The organism is Curtobacterium sp. MCBD17_040, from assembly GCF_003234805.2.
Taxonomy (GTDB): Bacteria; Actinomycetota; Actinomycetes; order Actinomycetales; family Microbacteriaceae; genus Curtobacterium.
In genome coordinates this window covers 1,823,487-1,841,431 of the sequence record NZ_CP126273.1, presented here as the reverse complement: position 1 = coordinate 1,841,431, position 17,945 = coordinate 1,823,487, and the positions used below count along the sequence as shown (strand labels likewise).

Annotated in this window: 11 protein-coding genes; 10 read left to right on the top strand and 1 reads right to left on the bottom strand. The window is 70.0% G+C overall.

Annotation, left to right across the window (positions count from 1 at the left end; translation table 11 throughout):
- The first annotated feature begins 31 nt into the window (after positions 1 to 31).
- From DEI94_RS08700 to DEI94_RS08675, 6 genes are all read left to right on the top strand, one after another.
- Complete coding sequence (locus DEI94_RS08700) at positions 32 to 1,720, top strand: DUF885 domain-containing protein (RefSeq protein ID WP_111025632.1); 1,689 nt, start codon at positions 32 to 34, stop codon at positions 1,718 to 1,720.
- A gap of 225 nt (positions 1,721 to 1,945) precedes the next feature.
- A complete protein-coding gene (gene rpsA, locus DEI94_RS08695) occupies positions 1,946 to 3,403 on the top strand; it encodes a 30S ribosomal protein S1 (protein ID WP_111009129.1) in 1,458 nt (485 codons plus the stop codon).
- A 69-nt stretch (positions 3,404 to 3,472) separates the two neighbouring features.
- Positions 3,473 to 4,087 carry a dephospho-CoA kinase gene (gene coaE / locus DEI94_RS08690; protein WP_111009351.1) on the top strand — a complete coding sequence of 205 codons (615 nt, stop codon included), beginning with the start codon at positions 3,473 to 3,475 and terminating at the stop codon, positions 4,085 to 4,087.
- A 63-nt stretch (positions 4,088 to 4,150) separates the two neighbouring features.
- Positions 4,151 to 5,242, top strand: coding sequence for a BPSS1187 family protein (locus tag DEI94_RS08685; RefSeq protein WP_111009128.1), 1,092 nt, complete (start codon positions 4,151 to 4,153; stop codon positions 5,240 to 5,242).
- A 49-nt stretch (positions 5,243 to 5,291) separates the two neighbouring features.
- Entirely contained in the window at positions 5,292 to 6,833 is a 1,542-nt protein-coding gene (locus DEI94_RS08680; protein ID WP_111025631.1) for a class I adenylate-forming enzyme family protein, read from the top strand.
- Positions 6,834 to 6,879: 46 nt separating this feature from the next.
- Entirely contained in the window at positions 6,880 to 8,205 is a 1,326-nt protein-coding gene (locus tag DEI94_RS08675; RefSeq protein ID WP_111025630.1) for an acyltransferase, read from the top strand.
- A 50-nt stretch (positions 8,206 to 8,255) separates the two neighbouring features.
- Here the strand turns inward: DEI94_RS08675 and DEI94_RS08670 are convergent, their stop codons facing one another.
- A complete protein-coding gene (locus DEI94_RS08670) occupies positions 8,256 to 9,590 on the bottom strand; it encodes an MFS transporter (protein ID WP_111009125.1) in 1,335 nt (444 codons plus the stop codon).
- Between the two features lie 193 nt (positions 9,591 to 9,783).
- Between DEI94_RS08670 and uvrB the strand changes: the two genes are divergently transcribed.
- The 4 genes from uvrB to uvrC all read left to right on the top strand — a co-directional run bounded on the left by uvrB (position 9,784) and on the right by uvrC (position 17,927).
- A complete protein-coding gene (gene uvrB, locus DEI94_RS08665; protein ID WP_181434794.1) occupies positions 9,784 to 11,868 on the top strand; it encodes an excinuclease ABC subunit UvrB in 2,085 nt (694 codons plus the stop codon).
- Positions 11,858 to 12,772, top strand: coding sequence for an SDR family NAD(P)-dependent oxidoreductase (locus tag DEI94_RS08660; protein ID WP_111025629.1), 915 nt, complete (start codon positions 11,858 to 11,860; stop codon positions 12,770 to 12,772). Before uvrB ends, DEI94_RS08660 begins: the two co-directional genes overlap by 11 nt.
- A 103-nt stretch (positions 12,773 to 12,875) precedes the next feature.
- The gene (uvrA, locus tag DEI94_RS08655; RefSeq protein WP_258377924.1) at positions 12,876 to 15,905 is read left to right on the top strand and encodes an excinuclease ABC subunit UvrA; all 3,030 of its coding nucleotides are present in this window, start codon (positions 12,876 to 12,878) and stop codon (positions 15,903 to 15,905) included.
- A complete protein-coding gene (uvrC, locus tag DEI94_RS08650; RefSeq protein WP_111013275.1) occupies positions 15,906 to 17,927 on the top strand; it encodes an excinuclease ABC subunit UvrC in 2,022 nt (673 codons plus the stop codon). It abuts the gene before it with no gap.
- Positions 17,928 to 17,945 lie beyond the last annotated feature (18 nt).

Genomic DNA, 17,945 nt, shown 5'->3' with positions numbered 1-17,945 from the left:
TCCCGGATCGCGGAGTCGGTATGGTCGCACCATGAGCTCCGAGCGTCCTGTCCGCAAGCCGTCCGCCCTCGACCGTGTCGCGGAGGACTGGGTGACGACACTCGTCGACCTCGACCCGACGATCGGGACCTACATCGGTGTGGGCGGTCGGCAGGGTGAGTACGGTGACACGTCGCCCGCGGGAGCGGACGCCCTCGCGGACGCCGCACGCGCGGCCCGCCGGAGCCTCGACGCCGCGGAGCCCGTCGACGCGATCGACCGCGTGACGAAGACGGACCTCGGCGCGGAACTCGACCTGGTCGTCGAGTCGTACGACCGGCGACTCCACCTCCGGGACCTCAACGTCATCGCGAGCCCGGCTCAGCACCTGCGGGACGTCCTCGACCTCATGCCGACGGCGACGGCGAACGACTGGTCGGACATCGCGAACCGGCTGTCCGCGCTCCCCGACGCGCTCGAGGGGTACCGCGAGACCCTGCTGCAGGGGACGCGCGAGGGCGTGACCCCCGCGAAGCGACAGGTCGCCGCCGTGGCGCAGCAGGCCCTCCGGAACGCCCGCGACGGCGGGTTCTTCGACGAGCTGGCCGCCGGCGCCGCCCTCGACGACGGTGGTGCGCTGCCGGAGTCGGTCCGTGCCGATCTCAGCCGTGGCGCCGCCGTCGCGGCTGCCGCGTACCGATCGCTCGGTCGGTTCCTCGAGCACGAGCTGATGCCACTCGCCACCCCGGTGGACGCGGTCGGACGCGAGGACTACGAGCTGCACTCCCGTCGGTTCCTCGGCGCGGTCGTCGACCTGGACGAGACCTACGCGTGGGGGCTCGAGGAGCTCGCGCGGATGCGGTCCGAGCAGGAGCGCATCGCCGACCGCATCGAGTCCGGGGCCAGCGTCGCCCGGGCGATCGCGGTGCTCGACGAGGACCCGGCCCGGAAGCTCCACGGCACCGACGCACTCCGCGCCTGGATGCAGGAGACCTCGGACGCCTCGGTCGAGGCCCTGGCGGGGACGTACTTCGACATCCCGGACCCCATCCGTCGCCTCGAGTGCCGGATCGCCCCCACCCACGACGGCGGGATCTACTACTCGGGCCCGAGCGACGACTTCAGCCGGCCGGGCCGCATGTGGTGGTCCGTGCCCGATGGCGTGACCGAGTTCGCGACCTGGCGCGAGAAGACGACGGTGTTCCACGAAGGCGTCCCGGGCCACCACCTGCAGATCAGCCAGGCGGTCTACAACCGCGGCGAGCTCAACACGTGGCGGCGTCAGCTCGCCGGCCCCTCGGGACACGTCGAGGGTTGGGCGCTCTACGCGGAACGGCTCATGGAGCAGCTCGGCCACCTCGACGACGACGGCGACCGCCTCGGCATGCTCGACGGCCAGCGGATGCGGGCGGCCCGCGTCGTCCTCGACATCGGGGTGCACCTGCAGAAGACGAACCCCGACGGCGGTGGTTGGACGCACGAGTACGCGCTCGACTTCATGCGACAGAACGTGAACATGGACGACGCGTTCGTCCGGTTCGAGGTCGACCGCTACTTCGGCTGGCCGGGACAGGCCCCGTCGTACAAGGTGGGTCAGCGTGTGTGGGAGTCCATCCGCGACGAGGCCGCGGCGCGTGCCGGTGCCGACTTCGACCTGCGGGCCTTCCACCGCGACGCCCTGGCCCTCGGCGGGGTCGGACTCGACACGCTCCGGTCGGCGCTGCTCCCCGAGCGGGAATGACCCCCGCCCCGGGGCGGTTACACCCCCTGTCGGGGGTCCCGGGGCGGAGCCGTCGCGGGTCCCGCTCGCGGTTGTGACCGTGGGGGAGGCCCGGCTAGACTGGTGCGGCGCAATCCGCGTCAAGCATCCACTTCGCCATGCCGAAGCGTGCACGGACCTCCCGTGCTCGCCAGGGGGACCCCGATCGTCATGGCCCGATCAATGCCCGTTCGGAGCAATCTCTACATGACAACCACCACGACCAAGGCTCCTAAGCAGGTCGCCATCAACGACATCGGTTCGGCTGATGACTTCCTGGCCGAGGTCGAGAAGACCCTGAAGTTCTTCAACGACGGCGACCTGATCTCCGGGACCGTCGTGAAGATCGACCGCGACGAGGTCCTCCTCGACGTCGGTTACAAGACGGAGGGTGTGATCCCCTCCCGCGAGCTCTCGATCAAGCACGACGTCGACCCCAACGAGGTCGTCGAGGTCGGCGACGACGTCGAGGCCCTCGTCCTCCAGAAGGAGGACAAGGAAGGCCGTCTCATCCTGTCGAAGAAGCGCGCGCAGTACGAGCGTGCGTGGGGCGACGTCGAGAAGATCAAGGAGTCCGACGGCGTGGTGACCGGCACGGTCATCGAGGTCGTCAAGGGCGGTCTCATCGTCGACATCGGCCTCCGTGGCTTCCTCCCGGCCTCGCTCATCGAGCTCCGTCGCGTCCGTGACCTCACGCCGTACCTCGGCCAGGAGATCGAAGCGAAGATCCTCGAACTCGACAAGAACCGCAACAACGTGGTCCTGTCGCGCCGCGCCCTCCTCGAGCAGACGCAGTCCGAGTCGCGCACGACGTTCCTCAACAACCTCCACAAGGGCCAGGTCCGCAAGGGCATCGTCTCGTCGATCGTCAACTTCGGTGCGTTCGTCGACCTCGGCGGCGTCGACGGTCTCGTCCACGTGTCCGAGCTCTCCTGGAAGCACATCGAGCACGCCAGCGAGGTCGTCGAGGTGGGCCAGGAGGTCACCGTCGAGATCCTCGAGGTCGACCTCGACCGCGAGCGCGTGTCGCTCTCGCTCAAGGCGACGCAGGAGGACCCGTGGCAGGTCTTCGCCCGCACCCACGCGATCGGTCAGGTCGCGCCGGGCAAGGTCACGAAGCTCGTGCCGTTCGGTGCGTTCGTCCGTGTGGCCGACGGCATCGAGGGCCTCGTGCACATCTCGGAGCTGTCGAACAAGCACGTCGAGCTCGCGGAGCAGGTCGTGTCCGTCGGTGACGAGGTCTTCGTCAAGATCATCGACATCGACCTCGACCGTCGCCGTATCTCGCTCAGCCTCAAGCAGGCGAACGAGGGCGTCGACCCCGAGGGCGACGAGTTCGACCCGGCGCTCTACGGCATGCCGACCGAGTACGACGAGCAGGGCAACTACAAGTACCCCGAGGGCTTCGACCCGGAGACCAACGAGTGGCGCGAGGGCTTCGAGACCCAGCGCGACGCGTGGGAGAAGGAGTACGCGGCTGCCCAGGCTCGCTGGGAAGCGCACAAGAAGCAGGTCGCCGCGTCGATCGCCGAGGAGTCCACGCCCTTCGACGCGCCCGCCGCGTCCGCTGGGTCGTCGTTCTCGAGCGAGACGGCTGGTCAGGGCACCCTGGCCGACGACGCCTCGCTCGCGGCGCTGCGCGAGCGGCTCAGCTCGAACAGCTGACCGCCCGACGCGTCCCGAGAGCCCGGTACCCACGAGGGTGCCGGGCTCTCGCCCGTTAAGGTGGTGGACGTGCGGATCATCGGACTGACGGGCGGCATCGCGGCGGGCAAGTCGACGGTGTCCGCGCGCTGGGCGGAGCGCGGTGCGGTGGTCGTCGACGCCGACCTCCTGGCGCGCGAGGCGGTCGCGCCCGGGAGCCCGGGGCTCGCGGCGATCCGTGAGCGGTTCGGTCCGTCGGTGATCGCGCCGGACGGGTCCCTCGATCGCCCAGCCCTCGGCGCGGTCGTCTTCCGCGACGCGGAGGCGCGCGCCGCCCTCAACGCGATCACCCACCCCGAGGTGTGGCGCATCGCGAAGGAGCGCTTCGCCGAGGCCGAGCGGGCCGATCCCGACGCCGTGGTGGTCTACGACGTGCCGCTGCTGGCCGAGGCCCAGGAGGGACGGCCGCTCCGCTTCGACACCGTGGTCGTCGTGCACGCGCCCGCTCCGGACCGGATCGAGCGCCTGGTGCGCCACCGTGGCATGGAGCGCGGGGACGCGGAACGTCGGGTCGCGGCACAGGCGAGCGACGAGGAGCGGCTCGCGCTCGCGGACCTGGTCGTCGACGCGACCGGTTCGCCAGCCGACACGATCCGCTCTGCGGACGAGGTGTGGGACCGCATCGTCGCGTCTCAACCTGAGTAGTTCTTCTGACCCGTCAGGGAGCAAGCAGCCTGCGCGCGGCGACGTCCGGTAACGTCCCCGCACGTGTCCTCGGCCGCGCGTCACGCCCTCCATGCCCTGCTCGTGGTCGTACTCGCCGTCACCGTCGTGGTCGCGGTCGTGGTCGTGGTCGACACGGCCTCCGAGCACCAGCAGGCCACCGCCGAGGCTCCCCGGGGCCCGTCGGGGTCGCTCGGCCACGTCGGCCCGCCCGCGGAGACGCAAGACTTCCGTCGGTTCCGGATCGGTGCCGTCGACGGGCAGCGCCTCACGCCGAACGCGACGGACTTCGCGTCCCGATCGGTCGGCGACGGCCCCCTGCTGCTGTTCCTGCCCGCCACGCGGGCGCGCCCCGCGGACTACCGGACGTTCCTGTCGGTCGCGTCCCAGGCCGGGTACAACGTGCTCGGCCTCGACTACTGGAACCTCGGGACGACGCTGTCCGGGACGTGCGAGAACAACCCCCGCTGCTACACGCAGGTCCAGCGGAACCGGTTCGACGGCACCGATGCCTCCCAGTTCAGCGACGTCGGACCTGCCGGGTCGATCACCGCTCGCCTCCGGGACGCCGTGGCGCACCTGTCGAGCGCGGACCCCGCGGGCGGATGGAACCGCTTCGTGGACGGTTCGGGTCACATCGCCTGGGACCACATCGTGGTGGCCGGCCACTCCCAGGGCGGCGGCGAGGCGGCCTTCATCGCGCACATCCGACCGGTGCTCGGTGCGCTCATGTTCTCGTCGCCCGTCGAGTCCGACGGGGCGGCGCACGCGGCGTGGATGGACCGCCCGGGTGTCACACCGATCACCCGCGAGTACGCGATCGACGACGTGCGTGACGTGTTCGGGCCGCGCATCCGCGGCTCGTGGCGCGTGCTCGGTCTCGACGGTCCGCACGGCCCGTCGGTCACGACGACGCGGCCTCCATCCGGCGACCCGCACGCGATCCTCACCCGGTTGGACGTCGGTGACCCCGACCAGGCGCACTCGCTCATCATCGACGACGCCACCCCGCTCCAGGCGAACGGGACCCCGCGCATGCTCCCGCTGTGGCACTGGATGCTGACGCGGGTCCCGCTCCCGCAGACCCACGAGCCGAACCCCACGCGCTCCGCGGCTCCGACGCCGTCGCAGGGGTGAGGGTCCAGCGCCTCTGCACGTTCATAGGGAGCCGCAATACCATGGGCGAGTGCAACGTGGAGTGGACGACGTCAGCGGAGACCGGCACCCGGAAGGCTCCGGGGGCAGGTCAGTGGACACCCTCGCCGCCCTGATCCGACGTCGGGGAACCGACGACCCGGACCACCACTACCTGGAGGACGCCCGGTCCGACCGGGTGCTGACGTACCGGGCCTTCGCCGAAGCGGTCCAGGCCTGGACCTCGGTGTTCGACGACCTCGGGATCGCCCCCTCCGGCGCGGTCCTCGTGGATATCGGGGATCCGCTGTCGTTCGCGGTCGTGCACCTCGCAGCGCTGTCCTCCGGCCGTCGTGCGGTCCCGGTGGACACCGGGCAGCCGACCTCCGAGCCCCTGCGCCTCGCGGACCTGCTCCATGGCGCCTCCCTCGTCGTCTCCGACCGTGCAGACGACGCCACGATCGCCGGGACCGCGGCAGCGCACATCGACCCCGCCACCGGTCACCCGACCGACGTCGTGGCCGGCACTGTCCCATCGAGCGCTCCCGACGCGCTCGACACCGGGTCCGTCGTGCTGTTCACGTCCGGTTCGACGGGCACGCCGAAGGGCGTCGAACTGCCCGAACCCCAGCTCGTGTTCGTGGCACGAGCGGTCGCCGACCACAACGAGCTCACCCGGGAGGACCGGGGCTTCAACTCGCTCCCGCTGTTCCACGTCAACGCCGAGGTCGTCGGGCTGCTCGCCACCATGGTGGCCGGTTCGACGCTCGTGCTCGACAAGCGGTTCCGGCGCACCGGCTTCTGGGAGCTCCTGGCCGAGCGTCGCATCACCTGGCTCAACGCCGTGCCGGCGGTCCTCGCCGTCCTCGCGAAGACGGGGCCGCTCGACCTCCCCGCGGGTCTCCGGTTCGTCCGGAGCGCCTCCGCCCCACTTCCCGACCCGGTCCGAGCGGCCCTCGGTGCGACGCCGCTCGTCGTCAGCTGGGGGATGACCGAGGGTGCCAGCCAGATCACCGCGACCCCCCTCGGTTCAGCGCCCCGACCCGGTTCCGTCGGCGTCCCCGTCGGCTCCGAGGTCCAGGTCCGTGGAGAGGACGGCGCGCTCCTCCCGGCCGGCGAGGTCGGTGCGCTGTGGATCCGCGGACCCGGGGTCGTGAGCCGGTACCTGTTCGGCCGGGCCTCCGAGCGGTTCGACGCCGAGGGCTGGTTGTCCACCGGCGACCTCGGCTCGATCTCCGCAGACGGGTGGGTGTCGCTCGCCGGTCGATCGGACGACGTCATCAACCGCGGAGGCGAGAAGGTCTACCCGTCCGAGGTCGAGGACGTCCTGCTCGGCGACGCGCGCGTGCTCGAGGCCGTGGTCGTCGGGCGCCCCGACCCGATCCTCGGGCACGTTCCGGTCGCCTACGTCATCCCGCAACCGAGCGAGGACACGGCGGCCGCGTCGCTCGTCGCCGACCTGACCGCCCGCTGCGCGGCGCAGCTGACCCGGTTCCGCCGGCCGGTCGAGATCATCGTCGTCCCGGACCTGCCCCGGGCGCCGACTGGCAAGGTGCAGCGCGCGCGCGTGCGGGCGATGGCCTCGGTGGAGTAGTCACCGCCTGCGGGACCTTCATCGGATCACGCCGTAGCCTTGAGCGGTGCAACCCGCCCCCGCCGCCACCGACACGAACGTCACCACACCGACACGGCAGAACGGCCGCCCGCGTCACCTGTACGAGGTCGACGTCCTGCGGATCCTGACCTTCGCGTGTGTGATCGGCGTCCACACGACGAGCCACACGACCGCGTCGGACAACCACTTCTACTACGCCCTGCTCGCGCTGTTGCACTTCACCCGCCTCGTGTTCTTCTCGCTGACGGCGTTCGTCCTCGTCTACAGCTACACACTGCGACCGAAGCCGATGTCGCAGTTCTGGCCGAAGCGGTTCCTGCTCGTCGGTGTGCCGTACCTGGCGTGGTCCCTCGTGTACGTCGGGTCGGCGTGGCTCCTCAGCGCGACCGAGCGCGGGGACGTCCCGCTCCTGGTGACGGACCTCGCGCACGGGATCGTGACTGGCACGGCGATGTACCACCTGTACTTCCTGCTCGTGACCATGCAGGTGTACCTGCTGCTCCCGGCGATCATGTGGCTGGTCCGACGCACGCGCCGTCACCACGTGCTGCTGACGGTCGTCGCGCTCGTGGTCAACCTGGTCGTCTACGGCGCGTACAAGTACTGGCCGCACTCGTTCGACTGGATGCACGGGTACAGCAAGCAGTTCTTCTTCATGTACGTCTTCTTCATCGTCTCGGGTGCCGTCGCCGCGGACCACGCGGAGGCGTTCCTCACCTGGATCCGGGTGCGTCGGCGACTCATCGGCTGGGGGGTCACCGGGGTCGGCGTGCTCACCCTCGCCGTGTGGGCGGGGCAGGTGCTCCTCGGCCAGTCCCTGTACGCGGCCGGCACCCCGCTGCAGCCGATCGAGGTCGTCTGGAGCGCCGCGATCGGGATGGGTTTCCTCGCGCTCGGCGCGGGGTGGGCCGACCGACGCGACCCCTCGACCCTCCTGGCGCGCGTCATCGACTACGGGTCCGACCGGTCGTTCGGCATCTTCCTGAGCCACCCGTTCGTGATCTTCCTGCTGCTCTACGGCGACAGCTGGCTGGAGCGGCATGTCGCGCAGCCGTGGCTCACGCCGGTCACGTACGTGCTCGTCATCGTGCTCGCCGTCGCGATCACCGAACTGTTCCGCTGGACGCCGCTCAGCATCCCGCTCACCGGGCGTCCGTCGCTCGGGTCCCGGGGTGCCCGGGAGGCCCGGCGCCGCGGCCGGGAGCGGCTCGCGTCCGCTGGCGGTACGACCACGACGACGGCTCGTGCCGTCCGCGACGCGGGACGCGAGCCCTCGAGCGAGGCCGTCGAACCGGATGACGCGCTCGTCGGCGAGACGGACGACGTCGGCGGGTCGCACGCCGAGCGGTGAGCCGCGAACGGGCCGTCCCACCCAGGTGGGACGGCCCGTCCGTCGTGGTCTCAGGCGCTGCGTTCCGCCGCCGGGACGCCGATCTCGAGCACGCCGTCGGTGACCGTCAGGCGCCTCGGGTTCATGAACCAGGCGACGATCGCGGCGCCGAGGAGGAGTGCGACGGACAGGGCGAACGGCCACTGCCACCCGGACACCCCGACGAGCCACCCGAACACGATGGGGGAGAACACGCCGGCGAAGCCGTAGCCGGTGTTCATCATGCCGCTCGCGGTGCCCGACCACTGGGGGGCGACGTCCATCGGGATCGCCCACAGGTTCGCGTTCGTCAGCTCGAGGAAGAAGAACGAGAGCATGAGCGAGGCGGACGCGAGCCAGAGGTGGTGTGAGAACAGCAGCGGGAGCAGGCACACCGCGGAACCCACGAGCCCGATCAGGAGGACCGTGCGACGGGCCTTGCGCGCGTCGCCGGCACGACGGATGAGTCGGTCCGAGACGATGCCACCGACGGTGTCGCCGATGACGCCCGCGAGGAGGATCACCGACGTGTAGCCGGCGTACGTCGTGAGCGGGAGGTGGTAGGAGTCCGCGAGGAACGACGGGATCCAGGTGAGGAACACCCAGAGCGTCCAGCCGTAGCCGAAGTCGACGAACGAGACCGGCAGGATCTGCTTGATGAGCTGGCGCCACGGGACCGGCGGACGCGTGGCGCGGACCTGGGCGGGCGGGAGTTCGTCCAGCTCCCGCTGCGAGATGCCGGGTGCGGTCTCCGGACGATCGCGGAAGAGGAACCACCAGAATCCCGCCCAGATGGCGCTGAGCAGGCCGACGTAGATGAAGGACTCGCGCCAGCCGGCGGCGGCGATGATCGCCGCGACGAGGAGCGGGGCGAGGGCGTTGCCGAGCCGTGAGGCGGAGTGCACGATCCCCTGGGCGAACCCGTTGCGGTCCCGGGGGATCCACCGGCTCATCGCCTGCGTCGCGGTGGGGAACGCGGATCCCTCGGTGAGGCCGAGGAGTGCGCGAGCGAGGAAGAGACTGAGGACGCCGCCCGCGAGGCCCGTCCAGATCGTCGCGACGCCCCAGAGGACACCGATGGCGAGGAGCGAGCGGCGCGGACCGATCTTCTCGCCGAGCCAGCCGCCACCCATCTGGACGAAGGCGTAGGGGAGCGCGAACGCGGACACGATCGCACCCTGCGCCGTCGTCGACAGGTCCAGGTCCTTCGCCATCTCGGGGAGGGCGGTCGAGATGTTCGTCCGGTCGACGTACGAGATCGCGTACATGACGCAGAGCAGGAGCAGGACCCGTCCGCGGAGGCGTCCGCGGAAGGGGCTCGCCTTGACGGGTACGGGGGCCGCGGCCGGTTTCGCTGCGGTGGTCATCGCGGGTCCTGTTCTTCGGAGTGAGCGGGGGAGCGGTGGAGTCGGCGGCCTGAGCGCCTCCCCACGGTCGATCACGGTATTGCCGGTCCCTATCAGCCATCTTGGAGCGTGATCACACCAGGATACGCGCGAGCGATCAGCCTGCCGCGAACCAGTCGGGCCGCTGTCGGTCGTCGCGCTTAGCATCGACGGCATGACCACGATGATCGAACCCACCCGAGCCCTCCGTCGGTTCGAGGTCATCTCCGAGTACGAGCCCAGCGGTGACCAGCCGGCCGCCATCGCGGAACTCGCGGGGCGGATCAACGCGGGCGAGACGGACGTGGTCCTGCTCGGCGCCACGGGGACGGGCAAGTCGGCGACCACCGCGTGGCTCATCGAGCAGGTGCAACGGCCGACCCTGGTGCTCGCCCACAACAAGACGCTCGCCGCGCAGCTCGCCAACGAGTTCCGCGGTCTGCTCCCGAACAACGCGGTCGAGTACTTCGTCTCGTACTACGACTACTACCAGCCCGAGGCGTACGTCCCGCAGACCGACACCTTCATCGAGAAGGACTCGTCGATCAACGCCGAGGTCGAGCGGCTCCGGCACTCGACGACGAACTCCCTGCTGAGCCGCAGGGACACCGTGGTCGTCTCGACGGTGTCCTGCATCTACGGCCTCGGTACGCCGGAGCAGTACATGAACGCGTCCCTCGCGCTGCAGGTGGGACAGCAGATCTCGCGGGACACGCTCGTGCGCCGCTTCGTGGCGATGCAGTACCAGCGCAACGACGTCGACTTCGCCCGGGGCACGTTCCGCGTGCGTGGCGACACGATCGAGATCATCCCCGTGTACGAGGAACTCGCGATCCGCATCGAGATGTTCGGCGACGAGATCGAGGCCCTGACGGCGCTGCACCCGCTCACGGGCAATGTCGTGAAGGAGCTGCCCGCGGTGACCGTGTTCCCCGGCTCGCACTACGTCGCCGCCACCGACGTGATGCACCGCGCGATCGGCACCATCAAGGAGGAACTGGCAGAGCGCCTGGCCGAACTCGAGCAGCAGGGCAAGCTGCTCGAGGCCCAGCGGCTGCGCATGCGCACGACGTTCGACATCGAGATGATGGAGCAGATCGGGTTCTGCAGCGGCATCGAGAACTACTCGCGTCACATCGACGGCCGCGCCCCCGGCGAGGCGCCCCACTGCCTGATCGACTACTTCCCGGACGACTTCCTCGTCGTCATCGACGAGTCGCACGTCACCGTGCCGCAGATCGGCGCCATGTACGAAGGCGACGCGTCACGCAAGCGCACGCTCGTGGAGCACGGATTCCGGCTGCCGAGCGCGATGGACAACCGCCCGCTGACGTGGGAGGAGTTCCTCGACCGCGTCGGTCAGAAGGTCTACCTGTCGGCGACGCCCGGCCGCTACGAGCTGGGTGTGACCGACAGCGTGGTGGAGCAGATCATCCGGCCGACGGGGCTCGTCGACCCGCAGATCGTGATCAAGCCGAGCGAGGGGCAGATCGACGACCTGCTCGAGGAGATCCGCATCCGTGTGGACCGGGACGAACGCGTCCTCGTGACCACCCTGACCAAGCGCATGGCCGAGGAGCTCACGGACTTCCTCGGGAACGCGGGCGTGCGTGTCCGCTACCTGCACTCGGACGTCGACACGCTGAAGCGTGTCGAGCTGCTGACCGAACTGCGGCAGGGCGTGTACGACGTGCTCGTCGGCATCAACCTGCTGCGCGAGGGGCTCGACCTGCCCGAGGTGTCGCTCGTCGCGATCCTCGACGCCGACAAAGAGGGCTTCCTCCGGTCGTCCACCTCGCTCATCCAGACGATCGGTCGTGCCGCCCGCAACGTCAGCGGTGAGGTCCACATGTACGCCGACAAGATCACGGACTCGATGCGGCAGGCGCTCGACGAGACCGAGCGGCGTCGCGAGAAGCAGATCGCCTACAACACCGAGCGTGGGATCGACCCGCAGCCGCTCCGCAAGAAGATCGCGGACATCACCGAGGTCCTCGCGCGCGAGGGCGCCGACACCCGCGAGCTCCTGGAGCGCCGCGGGGCCGGCGACGCCCGTCGCTCGCCCACGCCGAACCTCCGCCGCGAAGGCCTCGCGGCCGAGGGTGCGAGCCAACTCGAGTCGACGATCGCGGACCTCAACGAGCAGATGCTGCAGGCGGCCGGCGAGCTGAAGTTCGAGCTGGCCGCGCGGCTCCGTGACGAGGTCCAGGACCTGAAGAAGGCCCTGCGACAGATGGAGGCCGCCGGACATGTCCGGTGATCCGGCGGTCCGGCGCACCGTCGTCGTGACGGGGGCGAGTGCGGGCCTCGGGTACTTCACGGCCGAGCAGCTCGCCGTGGCGGGGCACCGCGTCGTGCTCGCGTGCCGCGACCGGGAGCGCGCTGCGCGAGCCGAGCAGGCGATCCGTCGCGCGGCACCGGACGCATCGATCGCGCAGGTCCTCGTCGACCTGGCCGACCTCAGGAGCGTCACGGAGGCGGCCGACGCCATCGCCGGTCTCGGACCGGTCGACACCCTCGTGAACAACGCGGGGGTCGTGGGGTCGCGCCGGGAACGTCGCACCGCCCAGGGGATCGAGCTGCAGATCGGGACGAACCACCTCGGGCACTTCGCCTTGACGGCGCAGGTGCTGCCGCTGCTCGAGCGGACGGCGGGTCGCGTGGTGCACGTCGGGAGCATCAGCCACCGCTGGGTCCGGCTCGACGGGCGGGACCCCTTCCGGGCGGATCCCTACGTGAACTACCTCCAGTACGCGCGGAGCAAGCTCGCCGTGATGCTGTTCGGGTTCGAGCTCGCCCAGCGTCTCGCGGACAGCGGCTCCTCCGTGCGGAGCGTCGTGGCGCACCCGGGTCTCGCGCTCGACTCGCTGTCGCCGTCGCGTCCGGGGGTCGTGCCGTCCGGTCCCGGAGCACCGTGGCTCCGCGTCGGGGGCCGTCTGGTCGCGCAGGGCAAGGACGCCGGGGCCGTCCCGCTCGTGCACGCCGCGGTGGGCGATGACGTCCGATCGGGCGCGTACTGGGGCCCGGACGGATGGTTCCAGTTGCGCGGAGGGGCGACCGTCGTCCCCGCGGAACCCCATGCCCACGATCGCACCGCGGCGGCGCGCCTCTGGGAGGCCTCGGCGGCGGTCGTGGGTCGCGAGCCCGCCGTCACGTCGGTCTGACCCCGGACGTGTGCCGGGCCGACCGCCGCTGTCCGCGAGGGGCGAACCCCGTGGGACGCGCGGGGCGGGCCGGATGTCAGACGGGCTTCGTAGAATCGAGGTGATGACCATCACCTCCGACCGCGGTACTCCTTCCTCCGATCTGGCGGCCTTCGGGCAGCCCGGCGAGCCGCACGTCCCCGGCGCCAGCATCTCCGGGACCTCGACCTCGACGCTCAGCGTCCGGGGTGCGCGCGTGCACAACCTGCGGGACGTCGACCTCGAGATCCCGCGGGACTCCCTCGTCGTGTTCACGGGTCTGTCCGGCTCGGGCAAGTCCTCGCTCGCGTTCGACACGATCTTCGCCGAGGGGCAGCGTCGGTACGTCGAGTCGCTGTCGGCGTACGCGCGCCAGTTCCTCGGGCAGGTGGATCGTCCCGACGTGGATTTCATCGAGGGACTCAGCCCCGCCGTGTCGATCGACCAGAAGTCGACGAACCGCAACCCACGCTCGACGGTCGGGACGATCACCGAGGTCTACGACTACATGCGGCTGCTGTGGGCGCGCATCGGCATTCCGCACTGCCCGGTGTGTGGCGAGGTGATCAGCAAGCAGTCGGTGCAGCAGATCGCCGACCAGTTGATGACGCTCGAGACCGGTACGCGGTTCCAGGTGCTGGCACCCATCGTGTCGAAGAAGAAGGGCGAGTTCGTCGATCTCTTCCAGGAACTCGCGGCCTCCGGGTACGCGCGGGCCATCGTCGACGGCGAGCGCGTGCAACTGAGCACACCGCCCACGTTGAAGAAGCAGGTCAAGCACGACATCGCGGTCATCGTCGACCGCCTCGTCGCGTCGGACGACGTCCTCGGGCGCCTGACCGACTCCCTCGAGACCGCACTCCGGCTCACCGGCGGCACCGTCTCGATCGACCTCGTCGACCACGAGGGCCCCGGTGCGGTTCGGACCTACTCCGAGAACCTCTCGTGCCCGAACAACCACCCGCTCGCTCTCACCGAGATCGAGCCCCGGACGTTCTCGTTCAACGCGCCGTTCGGAGCATGCCCCGAGTGCTCCGGCCTCGGTACACGGATGTCGGTCGATCCGGACCTCGTGCTCGGCGACCCCGAGGCGAGCCTCGCCGACGGCGTCGTCCTGCCGTGGACGGGGACGGGCGGCCTCTACAGCTACTTCGAGAAGCTCCTGCAGGGACTCGGCAAGGAGCTCGGGTTCCGGCTCGACACCCCGTGGAACCAGCTCGACCCCACCGTCCAGGCAGCCATCCTGACGGGCAAGGACTTCGAGGTGTCGGTGTCCTGGCGCAACCGGTTCGGCCGTGAGATGCGCTACACCAGTGGTTTCGAGGGCGTGATGCCCTACATCGAGCGCAAGTACGGCGAGGCCGAGACCGACGCGCAGCGCCAGCGGTTCCAGGGGTACCTCCGCGAGGTCCCGTGTCCCGTCTGCGACGGCACGCGCCTCAAGCCCGAGGTGCTCGCCGTGACGGTCGCCGACCGGAGCATCGCCGACGTCTGCGACCTCAGCCTGGAGGACTCCCACGCCTTCATGGAGTCGCTCGCCCTCAGCCCTCGGGAGGCCCACATCGCGGCCGCCGTGCTGCGAGAGATCCGCGCGCGCCTCGAGTTCCTGCTCGAGGTGGGGCTGTCGTACCTGACCCTGTCTCGTGGTGCAGGGTCGCTCTCCGGCGGGGAGGCCCAGCGGATCCGCTTGGCGACGCAGATCGGCTCGGGCCTGACCGGCGTGCTGTACGTGCTCGACGAGCCGAGCATCGGCCTGCACCAGCGGGACAACCGGCGTCTCATCGACACCCTGGTCAAGCTGCGCGACCTCGGGAACACGCTGATCGTCGTGGAGCACGACGAGGACACGATCCGGACGGCCGACTGGATCGTCGACGTCGGCCCGGGTGCGGGCGTGAACGGCGGTCGGATCGTGCACTCGGGGCCGTACCAGGAGCTGCTCGACAACCGCGGTTCGACGACCGGGGACTACCTCGCGGGGCGTCGTGCCATCGAGCTCCCTGCAGAGCGTCGTCGCGTCGACCGGAAGCGCGTCATCACCGTCCAGGGGGCACGGGCGAACAACCTGAAGGACGTCGAGGTGCAGTTCCCCCTCGGGGTGTTCACGGCCGTCACCGGGGTCAGTGGTTCCGGCAAGTCGACGCTCGTCAACGACATCCTCTACAAGGTGCTCGCCAATCAGCTCAACGGTGCTCGACACATCCCGGGCAAGCACACCCGCGTGAAGGGCCTCGACCAGCTCGACAAGGTCGTGCACGTCGACCAGGCGCCCATCGGCCGGACCCCGCGGTCGAACCCCGCGACGTACACCGGTGTGTTCGACCGGATCCGGAACCTGTTCGCCGAGACGCAAGAGGCCAAGACCCGCGGCTACGGGCCCGGTCGCTTCAGCTTCAACGTCAAGGGCGGGCGCTGCGAGAACTGCGCGGGCGACGGCACGATCAAGATCGAGATGAACTTCCTGCCGGACGTCTACGTGACGTGCGAGGTCTGTGGCGGTGCGCGCTACAACCGCGAGACCCTGCAGGTCCACTACAAGGGCAAGAACATCTCCGAGGTGCTCGAGATGCCGATCAGCGAGGCGGCCGAGTTCTTCGAGCCGATCTCGGCGATCCACCGCTACATGAAGACCCTCGTCGACGTCGGACTCGGGTACGTGCGTCTCGGTCAGAGTGCCACGACGCTCTCCGGTGGTGAGGCCCAGCGCGTCAAGCTCGCGACCGAACTGCAGCGTCGCTCGAACGGGCGGACCGTGTACGTGCTCGACGAGCCGACGACCGGACTCCACTTCGAGGACGTCCGCAAGCTCCTGCTCGTGCTGCAGGGGCTCGTCGACAAGGGCAACACGGTCATCACGATCGAGCACAACCTCGACGTCATCAAGTCGGCGGACTGGATCGTCGACATGGGCCCCGAGGGCGGGTCGGGTGGTGGCACGGTGCTCGCCACGGGGACGCCGGAACACGTCGCGGACGTGCCGGAGAGTCACACGGGCGTGTTCCTCCGCGAGATCTTCGATGCCCAGGACGCCCGAGTGGGCGCGCAGCGTGCGGTCGACCGTCGGTCGGCGGACCACGTGGCCGGACGCAGTCGGGTCGCGGCGGAGGTCCGGTAGGTGGCGGACACCGTCCCGTGGCGACCGAGAGCGAGCGAGATCCCGACGGACCCGGGCGTGTACCGGTGGCGTGACGCCGACGGGCGCGTGTTGTACGTCGGCAAGGCGAAGAACCTCCGTGCTCGCCTCAGCAACTACTTCGCACCGCTGCCGACCCTGCACGAGCGGACCCGGCGGATGGTCCTCACGGCGGCGAGCGTCGAGTGGACCGTGGTGGGGAGCGAGATCGAGGCCCTCCAGCTCGAGTACACGTGGATCAAGGAGTTCGATCCGCCCTTCAACGTCAAGTTCCGGGACGACAAGTCGTACCCGTACATGGCGATCACCCTCGGGGACGAAGCCCCTCGGGTCATGGTCACGCGGAACCGGAAGATCCGGGGCGCCAAGTACTTCGGGCCGTACCCGAAGATCTGGGCGGTGCACGACACGATCGACCTGATGATCAAGGTGTTCCCGATCCGCACCTGTTCGGACTCGAGCTACAAGCGCGCGATGCAGACCGGGCGGCCCTGTTTCCCGGGGCAGATCGGCAAGTGCGGCGGTCCGTGCTCCGGTCGGGTGTCGATCGAGGAGCACCGGGCGATCGTCGAGGAGTTCGTCCGCTTCATGGGCAGCTACGACCGGCGGGTCATCAGCGAACGTCGTGCACGGATGGCAGCCGCCGCCGACGCCATGCACTACGAGGAAGCGGCCCGCTACCGCGACCAGGTCGAGGCGCTCGAGGCGGTGCTCGAGAAGAGCGCCGTCGTGCTCCGCGACTCGGTCGACCTCGACCTGTTCGGTGTCGCCGAGGACGAACTCGCGGCCGCGGTCCAGCAGTTCACGGTGCGGGGTGGCCGGATCCGAGGCGTGCGGGGCTGGGTGGTCGACAAGGAGCTCGACATCAGCACCGGCGAGCTCGTCGAGCAGATCGTGCAGAGCGTGTACGCGGGAGCCGAGGAGCCGCCGCGCGAGGTCGTCGTCCCGGCGCTGCCCGAGGACGCCGACGCCCTCGAGACCTGGCTGTCCGAACAGCGTGGTGGCCGCGCGGTACGACTCAGCACAGCCCAGCGTGGTGACCGTGCCGGGCTGGCGAAGACCGCGACGGTCAATGCTGCCCAGGCCCTGATGCTGTACAAGACCAAGCGGTCGGCCGACTACACGACCCGCTCCGCCGCGCTCGCCGACATCCAGGACGCCCTCGGGATGACCGAGGCGCCGCTGCGGATGGAGTGCTACGACATCTCCCACCTGCAGGGCACGAACATCGTCGCGTCGATGGTCGTCTTCGAGGACGGCCTGCCACGGAAGGACCAGTACCGGCGCTACACGATCGCCGAGTCCCGTGACGACACGGACAGCATGTACCAGGTGCTGTCACGACGCCTCGCGCGGCTCGACGAGGACGCCGACCTCCCGACCGTGGCGGACCCGACCAGCGACGAGGTCGTCGAGCAGGGCACGCGCACCAAGCGGTTCGCGTACCGACCGCAGCTGCTCATCGTCGACGGCGGTCAGCCGCAGGTCGAGGCCGCTGCCCGGGCGATGGCCGACGCCGGCGTCACGGACATCGCGCTGTGCGGGATCGCCAAGCGCCTGGAGGAGATCTGGTTACCGGGCGATGACTTCCCGGTGATCCTGCCGCGGAACTCCGAGGCGTTGTTCCTGATCCAGCGGATCCGTGACGAGGCGCACCGGTTCGCGATCACCCACCAGCGGACACGGCGCAAGCGCGATGTCCGGAGTCGGCTCGCCGAGATCCCCGGCCTCGGTCCGACGCGCGTCAACGGTCTCCTCAAGCACTTCGGGTCCGTGGCTCGGCTGCGCGACGCGACACCGGAGGAGATCGCCGAGGTCCCCGGCATCGGTCCGGCGACGGCCGCTGCCGTCCGGAGACAGCTCGACGCGTCGGCACCGACGTCAGCGCCCGAACCCGGGTCAGCGCCCGAAGCGCCCGAACCCGGGTCAGCGCCCGAAGCGCCCGAACCCGGGTCAGCGCCCGAAGCGCCGGATCTGCCCGCGCTCCATTCGGTGAGCCGCTAGCCTGGGCGGACCAGTCCG

Excerpts from the sequence above, each read along its gene's own strand:
- DEI94_RS08670 (WP_111009125.1), bottom strand. The coding sequence starts at position 9,590 with ATGACCACCGCAGCGAAACCGGCCGCGGCCCCCGTACCCGTCAAGGCG.
- DEI94_RS08700 (WP_111025632.1), top strand. The coding sequence starts at position 32 with ATGAGCTCCGAGCGTCCTGTCCGCAAGCCGTCCGCCCTCGACCGTGTC.
- uvrB (WP_181434794.1), top strand. The coding sequence starts at position 9,784 with ATGACCACGATGATCGAACCCACCCGAGCCCTCCGTCGGTTCGAGGTC.
- uvrA (WP_258377924.1), top strand. The coding sequence starts at position 12,876 with ATGACCATCACCTCCGACCGCGGTACTCCTTCCTCCGATCTGGCGGCC.
- DEI94_RS08660 (WP_111025629.1), top strand. The coding sequence starts at position 11,858 with ATGTCCGGTGATCCGGCGGTCCGGCGCACCGTCGTCGTGACGGGGGCG.
- rpsA (WP_111009129.1), top strand. The coding sequence starts at position 1,946 with ATGACAACCACCACGACCAAGGCTCCTAAGCAGGTCGCCATCAACGAC.